Source organism: Citrobacter sp. Cu231 (assembly GCF_030332265.1).
In the GTDB taxonomy this organism is placed as follows: domain Bacteria; phylum Pseudomonadota; class Gammaproteobacteria; order Enterobacterales; family Enterobacteriaceae; genus Citrobacter; species Citrobacter meridianamericanus.
Map to the genome: position 1 here is coordinate 40788 of NZ_JAOWIE010000037.1, position 18972 is coordinate 59759.

An 18972-nucleotide genomic window follows, 5' to 3' on the forward strand; every position below is an offset into this window, starting at 1 on the left:
TGGCCGGATAGATGTAAGCTACAACGCAAAACAAAATTCTGTACGTACAAAACGGGGAGTCCATAGATGTAGAAAGTGGGCTCAGAAATTTTCTTCTTTCTGCAGACTTCCCCGATGCAAGACTGATTCTAACTCGTAATCATCAATGCCGCTCAATGCGGTGGTTGCTGGAAATTTAGCTACCTTACCGTCACTGCCAATCTTTTTCTCAGAAGAACACATAATCAGAAAAAAGTGTCGTGGTATTGGGTACAACTTTTTCTCATCTTTGTGATTATCAACTTGCTATTTATTGCCGAATGATGATGCTAAATTTTTTTCATACAGTTCCTTCCAGACTTTTATATACGACTCAGTCATTTTCCCAAGAGTAAACTCAGAGCGGTTGACGCTATTTCGAAAAGTATTCTCAGCTTGATCGCTACGCAGTTTTTTCACATTTGATAAATAGCCTATAATCTTATTCTGTATCGCGGAAACCGTTGGTTCACAGCTATATTCAGATTTCATATAGCTATCCATACCTAACCCTGGTGTAGCGATAAGCGCGCAGTTTGATAGTAATGCTTCCAGCCCCACGATTCCGTAGCTTTCTTGTATACTTGGAAAAACGACAATATCAGTTTCAGCCAGCGCTTGTTTTTTATCTTCTCCCTGAACGAATGTCAGTCCTTTAAACCCCTCATTTACCAGATAATCAGGGATTTTTTCAGGGCCATAGACTCTTGCTTCCACGCGATTTCGATATGACGAAGGTAATGTGTTGATAGCATCGCGAAAAACATAAAAGTTTTTAACAATATCAGTAAAACGTCCAAAAAAGCTAATGACAATCTTCCCTTCAGGATGATGTATTTTCTTTGTCGGGTAGTGAGTGAAGTCAACGCCGATAGGAAAGATATTGGGTGTAATACTATCAGCGGATACAAAATCAATAACTGAACGATGAGCCCAATTACTATGCAATATGAGAGCACCACTTTGCCTGACGGCGATTCGTTGTTCCCAATAATTCTGCATACCTTTTTGCGTCCGGGTTAGATAATGCTGCATGCCTATATAGCTTGAATGCAGAGTGAACTGAACACGTTCCAATTCGAAATAGAACGGAAGCAATGGAGTATTCTCGTGTACAGAGATAACATCTGGATTGAATTCCTTCAAAATTGGAGCAATTTTCTGTGATGTACTCCATGCTACGTTTAAAACAAGAGACTCAAACGATGAATCAAAAGGTAAAGCAGGCTCAACTATTACCTCATAGTCAGCCAATTGGGATGGTCGTGTTTTTTGGTTATTCAGATATAAAACTTTAAAAGGATAGTTGCGACGTTTTAACTCCGCCCAAAACTCTTGATTAAAGAAGCTAAGGCCACTGAAAAATATATCAGGAGCTTCAGTTGTAACAATTAAAACCCGAGGTTGCATAGTCGTTCCTGTTGTACAATCTGAGATGCATGTAGCAATATCAATAGATTAATCATGAAATCAGTCAACTATAACAAGCTTGACTGATTTCCTTTGTGGTCAGAAACGGTATTTAAGGCTCAACATAGCCTGGGTATCGCTGTAACCATTATCTCCCAGCTGTTGTGCCACATTGCCCCACAAATCCACGTTTTTGGACAGTTGTCCTTCGACCCCCACCTTCAATTCAGCAATGTTTTTAGTTCCATCAATATTGTTATAGTCGTTATTGACAGTTACACCAAAAGCTCGGGTGTTATGGATCCAGTTCGTTTCAACAAACGGCTGGAATTGGCGATCTTTCCCGTTATCAATCGTGTTGTGACCATTGATATAAGCCCGGACACCAACTCTGCTCTGAATATTACCATCGCCTTCAAATGAAATTCGCGAACCGTTGCGCTCTGTGTGATCGTCAGCTCTGACATTCATCCACACAAGCTGAATTTTGGGCTGAAGAAAGTATTTATCACCATTACTGTATCTTTCTCCTAGCTTGTAAGTATAGCCCGCTTCAAGTGAGGCAGTTATCCCACGGGATTTGTATTTTTCCGTTGCGAGTTGCTCACCTTTTACCTCGTTATCAAACCAGTTATAAAGTGCCCATGTATCAATATAGCTACCTGTTTTATCCTTATTATTGGCATACCACGTACCGTAAAGACCCACACTGTACCCTTCAACGGAGCCGCTGGATGTATATTCAGAGTATTCAGATACTGTATTGCTATTTTGTCTCGCATATCCCGACATCAGGCCGAGATGCCAGCGATCCAGGCCATCGCTACTCCATTGAGCGATATCTCCCCCAATCTGAGTAACATAGCGATTCCCCTGATTTTTCAACTGCTGGCTGTTGTCACTGGCTCGGTTGTGTCCACCAGTTTGGCGTAACCACAAACTGGTTACTTTGTCCTCTCCTGTCAGGATATCTGTATATTGAGTCTCCCCTGAGCGGTCGTGTAGACGTAGCAAAAAGAGAGTATTTGTTGCCATATGATTAAACATATAACTGCCAGGTTCGGGCCTGTTAATAGGGGTAAGTGGTACTGGGTCAGTAGTTGGCGGTACTGGGTCAGTAATAGGTGGTACTGGGTCCGTAGTCGGCGGTATTATTGCAGGAAGTTGCGATCGCAAGTACCAATCTCCATTTTGGTCGTTCACACCATTTTTATGCAGATAGTACTCGTATGCACCACCGACAATACGGCCTTGCTGTACAAATTCACCTAATGAGGCCCCCTGGACTTCAATAACCTTGATGCCTTCAACTGTCTGAGCACCTTTCCCGCCAATATTATTAACCGATAGATAGGTTTGACCTGATGTCGAGCCATTAATAATCACTCTGTCTGACGGAGAGTCGTCGCTTCCAAGATGAGTATCAAGTTCAATTACACCTTGATCGCCAATGTAATCACCTCCAATTATGAACCGATCGCCTGCAACACCGTTGGCCAATGTCAATCGACCCTGGTTTTTAAATGTATTCAGATTTTGAAAGAGTGCATCGTTAGGGGTTCCATCACTGTTGGCCGCCAGTATAATTTGTCCACGATTGATTAACTCTGTTGTTCCACCACCAAAGTCACTTGTTGCCACAGGTGCAATGGTATCCCTGATGCCATCACGATCAGAATCTGACCACTCTCTAACATTCCAGACACCAGTCACTTCATTAATGAAGGTATCTTTTCCGCTAGTCAGTTGAATAACACCATTCAGACTTCCTGCATTCGTGATGTTTGTCTCCGCGCCCGTATAATGACGCGATACAAATTCACCATAATCATTATAACCATAATGTTCATAACCATCAGCGCTAATAGCAATGTCTGATAGAGCCCCCAATGTTGCACCTGCATCAATAATAATATTAGAGGTAGCGCCACCGATAATTTTCAGACCAGCCCCTTCAGCTCCCCCCTCAACGACGCTACCAGCCTGAAGTTTAACGTCAAAAATATTTTCTGGGTCGTGAATGACATATCCCCCGCTGCTATAATTATAAACGGGGCCTGTATCTTGTAGTCGTACTGCATCGCCAACCTGAGAACGAATAATACCGGAGGTTGTAACGCGGGATTCGAGAGCCTTAATATAAACAGCCGCAGTATCCTTGCTGGCGCTTTTATTGATAATCTGACTATCTACGTTCTGATGTACAACACCCAAACCTAAGAGCATACCAGAAGCCCCCGCCATATAAATACCCGAATGTTGTGTCTCTCGAATATTATTCTCGGCAAAGATCATAGAGCCAGAAGGCCCTACAATTGGTTCTTGTGGTGCAGAACCATCAATATCGGTGGATCTACCAGTATATATATTCCCTGAAACATTAATTTCAATTTGCTCTGCATTTACATATGGCTCTCCATGAGAGTCATATGACGCCAAAGGAAACCCTAAAGCCATAATGCCTGTAACATCTGACGTAATTGTTTTCCCATCTTCCAGATTAATAACTGTTTTGTAAGTAATGTTATCGGCATGGTAAGACTCAAAATGATAAGCAGGGGCAAGGTTATCACTTTTAAGAATATCATTGTTAATATTAATATTCCTCCAGTCATCGACTAATGAACAGGTTACTCCAGGAACAGGAGCCACTGGTGAGATATAGTCACATGCTCCTGCAGCATAGGCCGGACTAACAAAAAGAGTAATCAAACTGGCAAGCAGTTTTTTATTAAATATTACTGAGTTAATGTTGCGCATACGTGAAATGTTCATATGTTCAGTCATCTCCCGGAAGGAATTAAATGTTGTAAAAATGTAACTCTTAAAATTCACCATTTGATGAATAAAAGGTTTCTATATTTCGGATATATGAATTGCCTGCATCCTGTCTCATGGCGCTATTCTTAAAAAAATGCCAGGTTAGTTTTTATATCAATGAGTTATGTCTTCGGTTATTGTTTATAATAACGTTATTAAATATCCCTATTTTATTTTTGTTATTATCTTTTATTGTTATTGTCTTATATATAAGAAAACACCCATTTGTTCTGGGCGCTTTCTTATATAACGGTCTAACCTTATAAAAAAATTATATTTTTTGAAGCATCGGATGAGTGTAACTGGAGCGCCTGAAGCTAAATTTACATTACGTGAGAAGGATCACAGAGCACGTTGGCGGTAACAGATGAACCCGTGGTTGGTATTGAGCTTGTCTCATCACAGTAATAATTATTGTCACCTTATAGTTCAGTATGTTGGATAATGAACATGTAATCACAGAAAGGTTGTTATAAAAATACAAATGATAATTTTCGAGCGAATTACTGGATAAGTTGACACCGAGTAAATGTTTCTTCCATATTATCTGAACTTAATAAAAACTCAGGAGGAGTTTAGATTGTTAATTTATGACGTGGTTAGACCATTGTAAAAGTTATTTTCTTATAAAACATTTTCATTAATATAACAGTAAAAATTATGATGAAATAAATAATCCTTATCCCCTCAGTTAGAAAAAATAACTTTCACTAACTTCATTTAAAATGTAATATTTATTGCGTAACGAAATTTCTATGCATTATTTAGGATTTAACACTTTTGTACTTCGCGGCTTAACAGCAAAATAGTTACACATTAGGCGCAATACGAGTTATGAGAACAATAGTTAGCCAGCTTCCCACTGGTTAACACGGTGCGATATGAATGAGTATTCGTCGCGAGATTCGAATATTGGATTTTATATCCATGATCTCTGTCGTAAACGCACTATCTCTAACTGTCACTTTTTATAGATAATGTAAACAGTGATGACATGAAAAGACCGAAGTAAAGACGATTACACAGGAACACAGATGCGTCGATTGCCGTCGTATATAACTGCTCCTCTGGCGTGGGGAAATGGAACCACACCACAAAGAATTTGCAATAGAGCATCTGCTATTAGTCAATGTTGCAACCTCTTCTAACGTAGTTAGAAGTATTTTGTTATAAATGTGTTAAATAACAATCATTATATTAAGTGGCTGGCCTGAGTGTGGGTAATCTATTAAGAATTATCTGGGTAATCAGTAGTTATAGCGTTGTTTTTTGGTTATCCGACAACTAGCAGAACCGTTGAGGCGCTGAACCAAAGAGTTTTAATGGGCGTTACGAGATGAATACTGGAACATAGATAGGCGTCTGCTACAGAAAAAAGTCGACAACTGTCACAAAGAATATACTCATTAAAGAGCATGTTCATCATTAAATAGCATAGGTTCTGTCTGAGTTTATCTGGAGTATACAAAAGGCCTCTGATTTAGCATTGCATTGATTTTAGGATAAAACCATTTTATAAAAGCCTACTGGTTCCTGGCTCAACATAGACTACATAACAAGAACTTTATACATCTCATCCTGGTGGATGAGATGATTCCTAGTTCAAATGGGTATTTTCTTATATACGCAGACTTAATCAAAATAAGATAATTACATATACAAAGTGAGGATATTAATGACATTACCGATAACTGGTGATAGGACGCATTATTTGTCAAATTTGAACATTAATTTCATCGTGTTTAGTGAAGATAATCTCCTGAAATTTGCGCTGAGTAATCTACTATCAGAAATCAGGAAGCTTCCAACTTATCAGAAGGTAAACTTTATTCTTACAGATGTCATAGACCTGAATGAGGTTTTCAGGAGCCTATTGAAAAATGAAAACAGTTCATTGATCATATTTGATTTTGATGCCGTTTTTTTTCGGAAAAAATTAGGGTAATTGAGAAAATAGCAAAGCTTCATCGAACTGTAAAAACTGTGGCGATATGCAGTCACTGGGACTATAAGCATAATGCTTATTTTTATAATACCTTCTGCGATATTGTACTAAAAAGAAATGATCCAGTAGAGATCTACTCAAGCATTATAAATCACGAACTTAACATATTGTTAGCAAAAGAATCGAATGAAAGCTATAGAAGGAAAGAAAAGAATGCGCTTCATTACCTTTCACTTTCAAGTCGAGAGAGTGAAATCCTGAAGCTAATAATGAAAGGAAGAAGTAGCTCAGAAATTTCCGACTTACTATTTATCAGCGTAAAGACGGTATCGACGCATCGTTCTAATATTTATGCAAAATTTAACGTCAGGTCAATTAGTGAGTTATATAAGATACTTGTTGGTGAGAACCTGATTGAATAGGAGGCGTTGCAGTTAAAAATATATCGAATACAAATATTGATCATGTAGTTTCATTAAACACCTTAATAAACATACAGTTACCCATTTCAATAACGGATTTTGCTGGCTCTTTAATTAAGACATTGCATTAATGAGAGAGACGTAAAAGTGTAGTTATATATTGGCAAATAACATTGTTATATGCTTGATTCAGAAATAAGGAAAATTAAATATGAAAAGAATGACGCTAGCTCTCATTTGTACTGTTGCTATCTCGGCTTCAGCAGTGGCGGATAACACTATTCGTTTTCAGGGTGAAGTAGCCGATCAAACGTGCGTTGTTAGTATTAACGGCAATGCCTCTTCACCGCTGGTTCTTTTGCCTACGGTGCCTAAATCTGCCCTGGCTGCTTCCGGTCAGACCGCGGGCCAAACGCCTTTCGCTGTTTCTCTGAGTGGTTGTACAGCTACCACCTCTGCAACCGCGATCAAAACGGTATTTGTCGGAAATAACCTGACCAGTAATGGTCGTATGGGAAACTCCGGTAGCGCAACGAATGTTTCATTACAACTGGTTGATCCTGCAAACCCAACTACACCGTTAGATCTGACAGGTCAAACTGGCTCTCCTGGCTTAAACCTTGCAGCTAACGCAACTTCAGCATCCTATGACTTTGCAGTTGAATACTATGCCGAAGGCGTTGCTACCGCTGGCTCAGTTCTGGGAAGCGTACAGTACGCTGTGTCTTACCAATAAGCACCAATCCCCTTCCAGTTTATGGAAGGGGTATTTATACACGAGAAATTATAATGCCAAGAAAAATCCTCAACGCGCTATTGTGGGCTGCATTAGTTTTAACAGTAACCACGCCAGTAATGGCTAGTGTGGTAATGCTCAACACCAGGGTCATTTATCCAGGGGATGCTCAATCTGAAACCTTACAATTTACTAATAATGATAACATTCCCTATATAATGCAAATCTGGTCAGATAAAAATAATCCAGCATCTACCCCAGATAATGCCGATGGCCCTTTTATGGCGGTGCCCGCTTTATTTCGTATTGAACCCAGAACAGGTCAATCGGTGCGCCTTTTTTTTACTGGAAAGAATCTACCTCAAGATCGCGAATCTGTTTTTTATCTTAACTTTGTGCAAATTCCACCGAAGAATATGGCCAAAGCACAAAACCAAATGGTCGTCGTTCTGAGAAACAGAAATAAAATATTTTACAGACCAAAAACGATCATTGGCAGTGTTGATGACGTGGTGAATCAGATTCATTTTTCCGTTAAAGAAGAACGTGGAAATGTACAGCTCACCGTGATTAATGATTCAGGTTATTATGCCTCTTTCATTAGTGCAGACGTTATTGCTGGTACACAGAAAATTGCTTTTCCTGCCAGTATGGTTGCTCCCAAAACTCAAATGCTTTGGGTCGCTAAAAATAGCCGGCTTTCTTCAAAACCGTTGAAAGTTAAATTTACTTTGGTGAATGACTACGGTGGTCATACGAGTGCTGAAGCTCCACTCAAAAACTAACTTTTCAACTCTGAGTGCAGAGTTTATTCAATTACTGGAGGAATGGATGCTGTACATTCCAGAAGCTAAAACTTTGCATAGCAATGTACCAAGTAGTCAGGTTTATTTCCGTCTTATTTCGGGGCGGAGAATTCCTATCAAATGCTTACTCATCGCTCTAATTTTATGTCCATCTTTTGCGTTTTCCGAAACTCAACTGGAGGCTGAAAACCAATATCAGTTTGATGATGCCATGCTGCTTGGTAACGCAAAAGACCAACAGATCATTGCGCGGTTTAACCATGCAAATAGCGTTGCCGCTGGTACGTATCAGGTCGATATTTTTATTAACGGTAATTTCTATTCCCGAGAATCGCTCGTTTTTGCGCCCAATGCTCAGGGAAAGGTATCTCCTTGCCTATCGCAAGAACTGTTAACCAAAGGTGGCGTCGACCCACAGAGTATTACGCCAGTAGATCATACGGCGCAATGTGCAACGCTGGAAAGTCAGATTAAAGATTCGTCAAACCATTTTGACTTTGCGAGGTTACGACTGGATTTATTTATTCCTCAGGCACTCATGGTGCGTACCCCTCGTGGCAAAGTTTCTGCAGGCGATTTGTCTGCGGGAGAAACAGTCGCGTTTGCGAATTATGATACGAACTACTATCGCACTGATACGTCTGGTCAGACGTCAGAATCTACTTATTTAGGCCTCAACGCCGGGTTAAACCTGGGGTTGTGGCAATTCCGCCACCAGGCAAACTATAACCGTTATTCTAGCGATTCAGGTCCAGGCAGCAACCACTGGACACCACTACGAACTTATGTTCAGAGACCTATCATGGCCTTGCGCAGTCAACTGACACTGGGCGACAGTTATACCTCTGGCAATCTGTTTAGCAGTATTGGATTTCGCGGACTCCAGTTGGAAACGGACGATCGTATGTTGCCGGAATCTCAACGAGGCTATGCACCAACAATTCGCGGTATTGCATCTACTGCAGCAAAAGTCACTGTGTCTCAATCAGGCAATAAAATTTATCAAACCACCGTGACGCCGGGAGCATTTGTCATTGATGACCTTTACCCCACCAGTTATGAAGGGGATTTAGTTGTTGAAATTCAGGAAGCCGATGGGCGTATTTCGTCATTTACCGTACCATTTTCTGCCGTGCCAAACTCCATGCGGCCTGGACGTTCCCATGTGAATTTCTCTGCCGGGCAGGTACGGGACATTGGCGACAGTGACGCAAATTTCACCGATCTGACGTGGCAAACTGGCTTAAGCAATGCCATAACGGCGAATAGTGGTGTACGAATTTCGCAGGGGTATTAGTCTTTGCTGGGCGGTTTTGTCTTCACTAATCAGTTAGGGGCGCTGGGTTTGAATGCCGTTTATTCGCGAGCGGATATTCTGGGTGAAAACCTTAATGGCTGGCGTCTGGGAGCCACCTATAGTCGTACATTTTCTCCGACGGCAACTACTGTCGCGTTGGCGGGCTATCGATACTCGACCGATGGCTACCGCGATCTCGGCGATGTACTAGGTTTGCGCGATGCGCACGATCGCAACGGCACATGGAATTCCAGCACCTATCAACAGAAAAATCAGTTCGTACTGACAATAAGTCAGGGGCTATCCAGCTACGGGCAACTCTACGTTTCTGGTTCAACCAGCGATTATCGTGACCGTCGTAGCCGCGACACGCAGTATCAGATGGGATACTCCAATAGCTGGGGTTCAGTCAGTTATAACCTCTCGTTGAGCAGGCAGCAAACCGGCAGCACTCGTTATGGCGTGCAGTCTTCACAAGGCTATAGCAATAATGCTTCTGGTTATTCTGGTCGTACGCAAAACACCCTGATGTTTTCAATCACGGTCCCGTTTGGTGAAGGTTCTCGTTCGCCTATTCTGACCACTGGCGTAAGCCACCAATCCGGAGACGATAGCAGCACCTTTTATCAAAGTTCACTCACTGGGACGCTGGGAGAAAATCAAGCACTTAGTTACACCGTGAATGGGGCTTATGACAACGCAGGAACCGGCACTACCGTAGGCGCAAACGTCACCCAACAATTGCCTTGGGTCACAGTTAACGGTAGCGCATCACATAGTCGTGATTACACCCAAGGGGGGGCAAGCTTACGTGGTGCTCTGGTTGCCCATTCTGGTGGCGTTACACTTGGTCCCTACCTTGGCGATACTTTTGGTGTTATCGAAGCTGAAGGTGTAGATGGCGCAGAGGTTCAAAACGGTATGGGGGCAAAAATTAACAACTTTGGATATGCCATTGTCCCTTCGTTGGTGCCTTATCGGTACAACGATATCGGCCTCGACGCCAAAGGTATAAAAAACCAGAGCGCGGAGTTGGCCGAAAACCAGCAACGCGTAGCACCTTATGCCGGAGCAGTCGTCAAGGTGCGCTTCAGAACATTGGTCGGATATCCCCTGTTAATCAAGATCCAGCGAAAAGCTGAAGGAAGTCTCCCGTTAGGGGCGGATGTTTATGACAGTAAAGACACTGTTATTGGTCTCGTCGGCCAGGGAAATCAGGTGTATGCCCGCGCACCAAAGAAAAAAGGAACGCTGCGTGTGAAATGGGGTGAATCGCCATCCGAACAATGTCTCTTAAAGTATGACTTACAGGACACCGATATATCGCAGTCCCTTTACAGACTCGACCTGCCATGCATCAGTATCTGATGGGAAATAAATCATGAATAATAGAATATCTGTGGCGTTTCTGATGCTGTTTGCGTTGCTGCTGGTTGAGCCTACATGGGCCGCCTGCTATCGAATCACTACGACTAATACTAACTCAAGCTCTAATTATTACACCGAGCCAGGAAAAGGCACGGCGGCGAACTGGGATGGAGCTACCGATTCATCGGGTTCTGCAGGGACATTACCCACGGTAATAAATATTAATAACAGTACTTTTCAACCAAATGGGACTTTGATCGCTTCCGGCGTTGTCAACGTCTTGCAATCCGGCGCTCAGTCCTACAACAGCGACCAAATTCTATTTCGTTGTACTGCCAGCGAAGACGGCAAGTTGTATGAATACTATGCCACTAACGGTGACTCAACATATGGTGGACAAGTCGAAGTCGGTGCAAGCAACGGGTTACCGGAAAGCTATCAAACCTATGCCAGCGGAATGGCACTACGTGCAACCAATATGGTGACCGGTGAATATTACAGCCGTTACTGGAAATCCAGACCGCTAACTAATCTCGATCGTGATTCTTTGGGCTGGATTTTGGTAAAAGCCAAAGACTTCAGTGACACCAGGATTGAGCTCTTTCGACTCGACAGAAGCGCGGGAGCGGTATTTACAGGTATTTACCCACATTCACAGCCAGCCACCTACATTGCATTCCAGGGAGGAGGCTTTTCATCCGGTCTGACCATCGGCAGCGACTCAAACTCACAATATAGTGGTTGGTATAATGCCTGGCCCGGCGCTGTAAATTTGTATAACCGTATATATATCCGTCGTTCAGCGACCTGTTCGGTGACAAACGTGACGCCAACTGTCGTTTTTCCGACAATTTCTGTTTCAGAACTTTCGTCGGGCGTAACACGGCAGAAACCTATAGCTATCCGTTTTAACTGTCAAACGGGAAGTCCAGCCAATACGGGTGTTGGTGCCTTTGTCAGCGGTGTTGCCGCAAATCAGACCGCGATGGGAATTCTGGTCAATCCAGCTAACGCCGCTGCCGCTGTTTCGGAAGGCTTTGGTACGGCAGGTTCCGGCGTCAGTTATCTCCTTTCCGATAATTACAACTCTTCTCCAAATATCGCTACCGGTGTGGGCATCCAGTTTACCCGAGCCAACGGCTCGCCGCTGAATCTCCTCAGCACGCTCAGCGGAGCGGTATTAGGTGGCAATGCGGTCGGATGGTATCCGGTGCTGGATGATGCTTCCGCAGGTTCAGTGGTGAATGGAGTTACAACCTACACAAAAACAATAAACGCCACGTTTAAGGCTTTACCGGGGAAAACCATTACGCCGGGTAAGTTTAATGCAACAGCACAGGTGATCATCCAGGTACAATAATGAAAAAGCTAAGAATATATCTTCTGCACCTCCTGTTACTCGGCAATGTCTGTCAGGCAGGGATGACCATCGAGTCCTCTCGAGTGGTGTTTTCAGCGTCTGATCGAGAACGCTCGTTACTGCTGGCTAACAATAATAGTTATCCGGTGATCGTACAAACGTGGGTGGATAATGGTGACTTGAAAAATACGCCGGAAACGGTAGACAACGTTCCAGTAATTCCTTTACCTGCCGTTTTTCGTCTGGAACCACAAGAGAAAAAAAATCTCCGACTACTGGCCACTCACATACCTCAGGCAACCGATCGCGAATCATTATACTGGCTGAATATGTATGAAATCTCGCCAGTAGAGACGAAACTACCAGCCAGTTTATCAGCGGTAAAAGTTGCGGTTCGTTTGCAGCTTAAACTGTTTTTCCGCCCGGAAAACTTGTCTCCTTCACCAGATAAAGTCGTTGAAGAACAAAAGATAGAGCCACAAAGAATGCCGGGTAGACTGGCAATAAAGATAAGTAATCCAACGCCATATTTTGCAACCTATCGCTCATTAAGTCTGGTAGGAGAAAAGAGCATGCAAACAATTGATCCGGGAATGCTATCACCCTTTAGCGCCAAAATAATCAATGCAGATATTGTTTCCTTAGGTGAGCCAAAGCGAGCTACATTTGAATTGATTGATGATGATGGCAATATCGTTAAAGGCAACCGCAGCTTTTAAGTGCGCTGCTGATAAGAGAACATGATGCACGTAATGCTACGTTTACAACCAATTTATTCTGTCACAAAACGGATAATTCACGGTTATGAAGTCCTGAGTGGTCCTTTACCTGCTCAGGATTGCGAGACATTTTTTTCGTCGCTGAGTTCCGCCTCACATCAAACCCTATTGGTACAGCAGTTAAATATAATCAAACAGCGAAATGATTATTCTCGTTATTATTTAAACTTACCCGTTGCCTTATTAAGCGATATGTTTGCTATAGAACAGCTTCTGCCAGAACTACATAACAACATAATTATTGAACTACAGGATCCGGAAAATATTAGTCGCCTTTCTCCCTCGGCGGCACGTGTGTTAAATCACAACCTAAACCTGATTCGTGCTAACGATATCCCCATCTGGCTGGATGACATTGCGCCAGCGTTATTTGATGACGTTTCTTCACTTCTTTTTAAATTTGATGGGATTAAAATCGATAAACATGCGTTCTGGACTCTCAGCGAAACGCCCGAACACTTACGGCAATTTATATACGATTGCCATACGCTAACTCAAAATGTAACAGTAGAAGGTATTGAAAATATCCAGCAACAGAGAGTCGCAACTCGTTGCGGAGCAAATTTTCTACAAGGATTCTTATGGCCTGAAATTCATATACAACATCCTTATTTATTTACGTATTGTTATCCGTAATCTTCACAAATCGAGATAGGCAATACCTCTAATTTGTTGAATCTGATGAACAAGATCGTCTTTTGAGGTTTTCCCCTGCGTTTATTTTCTGCTCAAATTTATTACCATGGTCAGAACCTTAAAGGAGATGACAGATATCGATGGGTTACTGCTCTCGCGCGCTTTAGCTAACTCAGGCGTATGAGGTCAGTAAACCGGGTGTAGAAGAATAGATAACCGAACGGAGGAGCCAACGTTCGCGGCACGACCACGGCTGTTATGACCGGGACAATCGAAGGATAAGTATCTGGCCGGAAAAATATTCAACCGACACATTGTGCGTATTCACCTGTCCCCCTTGCCGACATTACGTAGTTAATGTCATACATCTTTCTTTGATAAAGTTTCAATAAAAGAATTTCTCAAATATCTATGAAAGCTATCATTTTCCATATTTTTATGCCAGTACAAATATTGCTGTAAGAATATACTTTCAGTGCCGACATAAACGCGTGATAATCCCAGCTTATTTATTGAACGGACGGTTAAAAAAGAAAAGTAATCACTTCGATTCAAAAAGTCAGCAATCGTTCTGATTGATTGTATTTTGATGAAGGGTCTAAATGGCTCACGACCAAAAACATCTTTATACTTTTCCTCTAGTTTTTCCGGTAAACTTAACAAGGCTATGTATTTAAACTCATTTAATTCATCAATTGACGATAGTTTTATTTTCTTCCCTGCAAGAGGATGATGCTTCCCTACCGCGAATGAGTATTCCAGGTCGCTTACCTTTATACGCGTTAAATTATCTTCCAATACATTCACATTGCCAAAATAAAAATCAAGTTTCGCTGAAAGTAAATCATGAATGGAATTATCATCCCTCAACAAGATAGAGAAAGAGACATCGAGATCGCCACCTGATTCTTGCACACAGGCATCAAGAAACCCAATATCCTCGTAAAAATGAGTATCCGCATTAACCGATAGCACATACTCTCTTTTTAATGGAATAATTGTATTGTTGTAGTATTCGCTGATGTTGTAGAAACTTTCAATTTTCAGCACAATACTTTCAAGACTTGGAAGAAGAACTTCACTTAGGGTTGTTAAAATCATCCCTTTTTTACTTCGTACCAACAAAGGATCGTTAAAGATTTCCCTTAGTCGTGATAATTTCTGACTGACTGCTGGTGGGGTAAGGTGAAGTTGAGCCGCTACCGCCTTTACATTCTTCAACTTTAAAAGGAGATATAACACTATCAGCAAGTCGCTATTATACCTCAGTGTTTTTGGAAAGCCGCTACGATACATATGACCCCACAAGTAAAGTATACTTTTAATTAACTCAACATTTCAACAATCGAACATTGTAATTTATTTTAGCCCTCAAAAGCAGTCTTTATTGAGGGGATGAACTCTCAAACTCAGCCAAAGCGCCCTGAATAGTAGATAATGATATCCGATTCTGATGTACAAACGACACTACAATCTCTCGTTAGAGCAAGAACCAGAGCAAAAAAACAGGAAAGATAGGCCACTACAATGTCAGTTTCTCACCCAAAGCGGTCGCTCTATGTCGTTCATCTGTGCTTCTCTCGAACATGACAAGTTGTTTCACGCGGGAACACTCTGGCTATAGAATATCCATCCTCAACGACCGGTATGGGCAAGACATGGATATCGTAAAAATTAAAGAGCGTTTGATCTTCCTTCAGGAGGCAGAAAAACTCAAAAGTGTGCTTCGTAGTGCGCATACCTCTACTGGTAGAACGGAGAGCACGGCCGAGCACTCGTGGCGCCTGAGCCTGATGGCCATGATCTTTGAGGATGAATTAGCAGGGGTAGATATGCTCAGAGTTCTCAAGATGTGTCTCGTTCACGATCTGGGAGAAGCAATCCATGGTGATATTCCCGCTGTCGAGCGGGATCTGCACCCGGATAAGGGAGAACAGGAGAAAGACGCGCTGTTGCATCTCACTCGTGCGCTTGGTGAAAAACAACGGGAGGAAATTCTGTCACTCTGGCAGGAATACGAATGTGCCGCTTCACCGGAAGCCAGAGCCGTCAAGGCACTCGACAAACTCGAAACGATCCTCCAGCACAACCAGGGGATTAATCCGCCAGACTTCAATTATGCATTTAATCTTACTTATGGTCAGGAGTACACCAGCACGCATCCCTTGTTCATGCAGCTGCGCGAAATTCTCAATGAGGATACGCGCCAAAAAATTACCGGGCGAGCACAACGGTGATCTTCCTGAAGGCGGCTGGGCGAGATGCCATCATTGGCAGGCCAGTCGTTTTCACTTTATCCAATCCAACCTGGTTCGAAGTATAAAGTCTTTTCTCATGAACAGTCCGAGGGGTATCTACACAAAATTGCAGAATTCAACCGGGCGGTAGTAAAGCGCTCCTTAATCAAGGAGTAATGTACGCAACTTTAGTTCCAACAAGTGCATCAAATCTAGCCCAAAAAAAGATATCTCACAGCCCCCATTAAAATGAACGCTGGAATGACATTCGCGCGCCGGGATGTGCAGTGGTAGCATGCGTACGTGCAATACTCTTTTGAACACTATTTTTTGTTCTTATATAAATAAAAGACAATAAGTACTGGGAGGCAATAGATTATTGCCGTATCGAAAATGAAACTTCTCACCAATAATAACCAATTCATATATCACCATTGAGGAAACATAAAGCATCCCCCAAAAAAACAAAAGACATAGAATGAGACACACCATCCAGACTATCTCATTTAACCATTCATCTTTCATTCTCAACTTCCATTCACATGACTTCTTAGACATCGCAGCATATTCACGAAAACAAAAAAACAAAACTAAAATAATCAGGATAATTTTGATTGCTAGGCTCATGGCATCCTTTTCGGGCGTCACTAATTAAATAAATCACTCCATTATGAAGCACTGGCCTTGATTAGGGTTAAAGTGTAATAAGAAAATCATTATTCTCTACTATTTAATAAATAAACCACAAAAAGCAACTATTCAATAACTTAGTTTCGAATATTGATTTATCTTCACGACAGTTATTAACGAAATTTCTTAGTCGTAATAACGTCCTAAAATCGATTTAGTTAACATCTGTATTTTTGTTAAAGGTATAGTTATTGCTATCACTGATTTTAGAAGCGTTAGCCATACGGGGATCATATTGTCAGATTCCGTTAGATGACTTATTGAATAATGGCATCCTATTGGGCATAAAGTCGCAACTACACTTAATACTATTGGTTATAATATGATTTCATTAATTATGATTTTTACACACAGTATATAACGTTGATTTACACGTGGCAGGTACCAGTACAAGTCACTACAGTCACATGATTTCATTTCGCTGATACACGGCTCCCTTTCTCAGACAGAGCTGGCAGTACTCTGTTGTATTTTATGTGGTCCAGCACCAGTTCGTTAAAGTTCCTGAGCCCAGCACGCTTCACAGCCAATATCCGATAGCGGCTAACAGCCTGCACCGTCAGATTCATCCTTTCAGCTACCTGCGATGTAGGATAGCCATGCAGAAGCAACGCCAGAACCTGCTGTTCAGTAATGGAAGCGCATTTTCGTTTCCATTCTTTAGCAGGACGAAAACGGTTTGTCTCACGAGCTTTCAGTGCCCGCAACATCTGCTGTTTTAACGCTGCTGGTTGTATTTTTTTACTGACGACCAGGTCCGCACCAGCATGTATACTGGGCGACACGTCTAAAACCGACCGGACCAATGATACAATAAAAAACGTTTTCCGGCAGGCAGGATTGACTCGTAGTGGTGTAGCCGCATCCCCGTCCGTGAACATCACACACATAGTGTCCCGCCCTGGCTGTAAACGCCTGAACTCATCATTCAGTTCATCCACCAGGGCGCTGAACGTGATATTGCTGTACAAACAAAATGTGTTTGGGACTATCTTTGTCATCGGCTTACCCTTGCGTCTGTATCCTTTGTCATGTTCTCCAGCACTATTGCGTGTTGTCATACCATTTCATCACGCGTTCTACTTTGGCAGTCAATCACTGTAGTCGTTGCAACATTGTGGCAGGAGTATATATATTTCACATTACTAGAACATTTTCAGAGTTAACGACTCTACCACTGTCAGGATCATGATTATTTTAAATAGTATTAAATTTGTAATGTAAGTACCAAAATCTCATGATTTTCTGTAATCAGTCAAGGTGTCAGATCTTTTTTAAAAATCCAATAATCAGTAGGTAAAAAAAGACAATGATAAAACGTGTAGCACGCTGATGCTGCCAATGTATATATTGACTTATTGATTAAATTGCAAAGTTATTTCGGGGAACTTAAATGCCATCAATCAAAAATGACATATAAATATGAAAAACAATTATTCTAACGACCTCCAACCCCGACTCTATATAATCGAAATAGACTTTTCCCTGGTGTCCGCGATGCCCGGATTGAATATAAAAAAAGTGTCGCAATGATTTTATCTTCAGTGATCATCACAGTGATAAACAACGAGACCAATATTAAAATATTATAAATTTTTCCTCGCCATCAATGGCTCGTATTATCATTAAGTTTTGTGTTGGAATTATATCCTTTAAATTATTTATGAATATATAAGATTCATCACATTTAAACTAGGCAAAATCTCATTTCGTATCACCAAAATATTTAAACATTTCGTTTTGTGACTCGTGTTAAATAACCACCTTCTATAAATAGTTTGATTGCAGAATCAGTCTGGTGATAAATCAAGGCACTTTGCCTTTCAGAAACTTTACAAACGGGTTATCTGTCAGTTTTCAGGAAGGAAAAGTACATCGTGATTACATTGTTCATATGCCCATTTATCCAGACTGATCTGAGATAAACTCGCTGCCGTTTTCTGTCTTAAGACATACCAGCAGGCACTTATCCTGCATTCTCAGCGCTTTTATTGCGCTGACAACGTCCTCAGTCTTCAATGATATTTTGGCATGGAACGCCTGACATTTCTGATTAAAATTATTCTCTACAGTCAGTGCATGGAAACGGTTTCCGTTAACCAGACTATCCGACACAAAATCCATACTCCAGCACTGCTCAATGTGTGTCAGGGGTGGGTATCGAGATGCTTTCCCCCACGCCGTCAAATATCTACTTCCAGTTAAGACAGAATGGTCAAAGATCATGGCGTTGACATGGGTAAGAGGCCGTCACAACGGTATCTGGCCTGTGAGGGACCTGCCAGCCTCATATTCACGGACGCAGGTCAAGCGCCAAAGGCAATACTGCAAAGGGTCTGTCTGCGCTGCTCCACTGAACGCGAGGATATACACATCATGAAATCACCGGTTAGTATTTGTATCGTGAAAAAATCACATATTAAACGAGATCATCTTTCTCACAGAACC

The 18972-nt window shown here is 41.9% G+C and carries 12 protein-coding genes and 1 pseudogene; 9 read left to right on the forward strand and 4 right to left on the reverse strand.

The window, feature by feature from the left end; all coding sequences use genetic code 11:
* Positions 1–285 precede the first annotated feature (285 nt).
* Complete coding sequence (locus OGY15_RS13430) at positions 286–1428, reverse strand: glycosyltransferase family 4 protein (RefSeq protein WP_151217970.1); 1143 nt, start codon at positions 1426–1428, stop codon at positions 286–288.
* A gap of 99 nt (positions 1429–1527) precedes the next feature.
* Positions 1528–4203, reverse strand: coding sequence for an autotransporter outer membrane beta-barrel domain-containing protein (locus OGY15_RS13435; protein ID WP_286539584.1), 2676 nt, complete (start codon positions 4201–4203; stop codon positions 1528–1530).
* A 2028-nt stretch (positions 4204–6231) separates the two neighbouring features.
* Here OGY15_RS13435 and OGY15_RS24700 point away from each other — a divergent pair.
* From OGY15_RS24700 to OGY15_RS13470, 8 genes and pseudogenes are all read left to right on the forward strand, one after another.
* Positions 6232–6615: a response regulator transcription factor gene (locus OGY15_RS24700; RefSeq protein WP_353655340.1), complete on the forward strand. Its 384-nt coding sequence runs from the start codon at positions 6232–6234 to the stop codon at positions 6613–6615.
* A 211-nt stretch (positions 6616–6826) separates the two neighbouring features.
* Positions 6827–7351 carry a fimbrial protein gene (locus tag OGY15_RS13440; RefSeq protein WP_210904912.1) on the forward strand — a complete coding sequence of 175 codons (525 nt, stop codon included), beginning with the start codon at positions 6827–6829 and terminating at the stop codon, positions 7349–7351.
* Positions 7352–7404: 53 nt separating this feature from the next.
* On the forward strand, positions 7405–8136 hold the full coding sequence (locus tag OGY15_RS13445) for a fimbrial biogenesis chaperone (protein WP_247604983.1): 732 nt from the start codon (positions 7405–7407) through the stop codon (positions 8134–8136).
* 46 nt (positions 8137–8182) lie between these two features.
* Positions 8183–10534 (forward strand): annotated as a pseudogene (locus tag OGY15_RS13450) (fimbria/pilus outer membrane usher protein); the annotation flags it as partial.
* A gap of 3 nt (positions 10535–10537) precedes the next feature.
* A complete protein-coding gene (locus OGY15_RS13455; RefSeq protein ID WP_286539667.1) occupies positions 10538–10822 on the forward strand; it encodes a FimD/PapC C-terminal domain-containing protein in 285 nt (94 codons plus the stop codon).
* A gap of 13 nt (positions 10823–10835) precedes the next feature.
* The gene (locus tag OGY15_RS13460; RefSeq protein ID WP_210904910.1) at positions 10836–12182 is read left to right on the forward strand and encodes a fimbrial protein; all 1347 of its coding nucleotides are present in this window, start codon (positions 10836–10838) and stop codon (positions 12180–12182) included.
* Positions 12182–12901 (forward strand): fimbrial biogenesis chaperone, encoded by a 720-nt coding sequence (locus OGY15_RS13465; protein WP_187259697.1) that lies wholly within the window; start codon positions 12182–12184, stop codon positions 12899–12901. Before OGY15_RS13460 ends, OGY15_RS13465 begins: the two co-directional genes overlap by 1 nt.
* Positions 12902–12934: 33 nt before the next feature.
* Positions 12935–13597, forward strand: a complete 663-nt coding sequence (locus OGY15_RS13470) for an EAL domain-containing protein (RefSeq protein ID WP_252838109.1) — start codon at positions 12935–12937, stop codon at positions 13595–13597.
* A 360-nt stretch (positions 13598–13957) separates the two neighbouring features.
* Here OGY15_RS13470 and OGY15_RS13475 read toward each other — a convergent pair whose 3' ends face one another.
* A complete protein-coding gene (locus tag OGY15_RS13475; RefSeq protein WP_252838108.1) occupies positions 13958–14893 on the reverse strand; it encodes a LysR family transcriptional regulator in 936 nt (311 codons plus the stop codon).
* Between the two features lie 362 nt (positions 14894–15255).
* Between OGY15_RS13475 and OGY15_RS13480 the strand changes: the two genes are divergently transcribed.
* Entirely contained in the window at positions 15256–15834 is a 579-nt protein-coding gene (locus tag OGY15_RS13480; protein WP_286539592.1) for an HD domain-containing protein, read from the forward strand.
* Between the two features lie 1103 nt (positions 15835–16937).
* On the opposite strand, the gene OGY15_RS13485 is transcribed toward OGY15_RS13480, so the two are convergent.
* Positions 16938–17525, reverse strand: coding sequence for a helix-turn-helix domain-containing protein (locus OGY15_RS13485; RefSeq protein ID WP_187259701.1), 588 nt, complete (start codon positions 17523–17525; stop codon positions 16938–16940).
* Between the last annotated feature and the right edge of the window lie 1447 nt (positions 17526–18972).

Coding starts and splice junctions, on each gene's coding strand:
- OGY15_RS13440 (WP_210904912.1), top strand. CDS start 6,827: ATGAAAAGAATGACGCTAGCTCTCATTTGTACTGTTGCTATCTCGGCT.
- OGY15_RS13470 (WP_252838109.1), top strand. CDS start 12,935: ATGCTACGTTTACAACCAATTTATTCTGTCACAAAACGGATAATTCAC.
- OGY15_RS13445 (WP_247604983.1), top strand. CDS start 7,405: ATGCCAAGAAAAATCCTCAACGCGCTATTGTGGGCTGCATTAGTTTTA.
- OGY15_RS13430 (WP_151217970.1), bottom strand. CDS start 1,428: ATGCAACCTCGGGTTTTAATTGTTACAACTGAAGCTCCTGATATATTT.
- OGY15_RS13475 (WP_252838108.1), bottom strand. CDS start 14,893: ATGTATCGTAGCGGCTTTCCAAAAACACTGAGGTATAATAGCGACTTG.
- OGY15_RS13485 (WP_187259701.1), bottom strand. CDS start 17,525: ATGACAAAGATAGTCCCAAACACATTTTGTTTGTACAGCAATATCACG.
- OGY15_RS13460 (WP_210904910.1), top strand. CDS start 10,836: ATGAATAATAGAATATCTGTGGCGTTTCTGATGCTGTTTGCGTTGCTG.
- OGY15_RS13435 (WP_286539584.1), bottom strand. CDS start 4,203: ATGAACATTTCACGTATGCGCAACATTAACTCAGTAATATTTAATAAA.
- OGY15_RS13480 (WP_286539592.1), top strand. CDS start 15,256: ATGGATATCGTAAAAATTAAAGAGCGTTTGATCTTCCTTCAGGAGGCA.
- OGY15_RS13465 (WP_187259697.1), top strand. CDS start 12,182: ATGAAAAAGCTAAGAATATATCTTCTGCACCTCCTGTTACTCGGCAAT.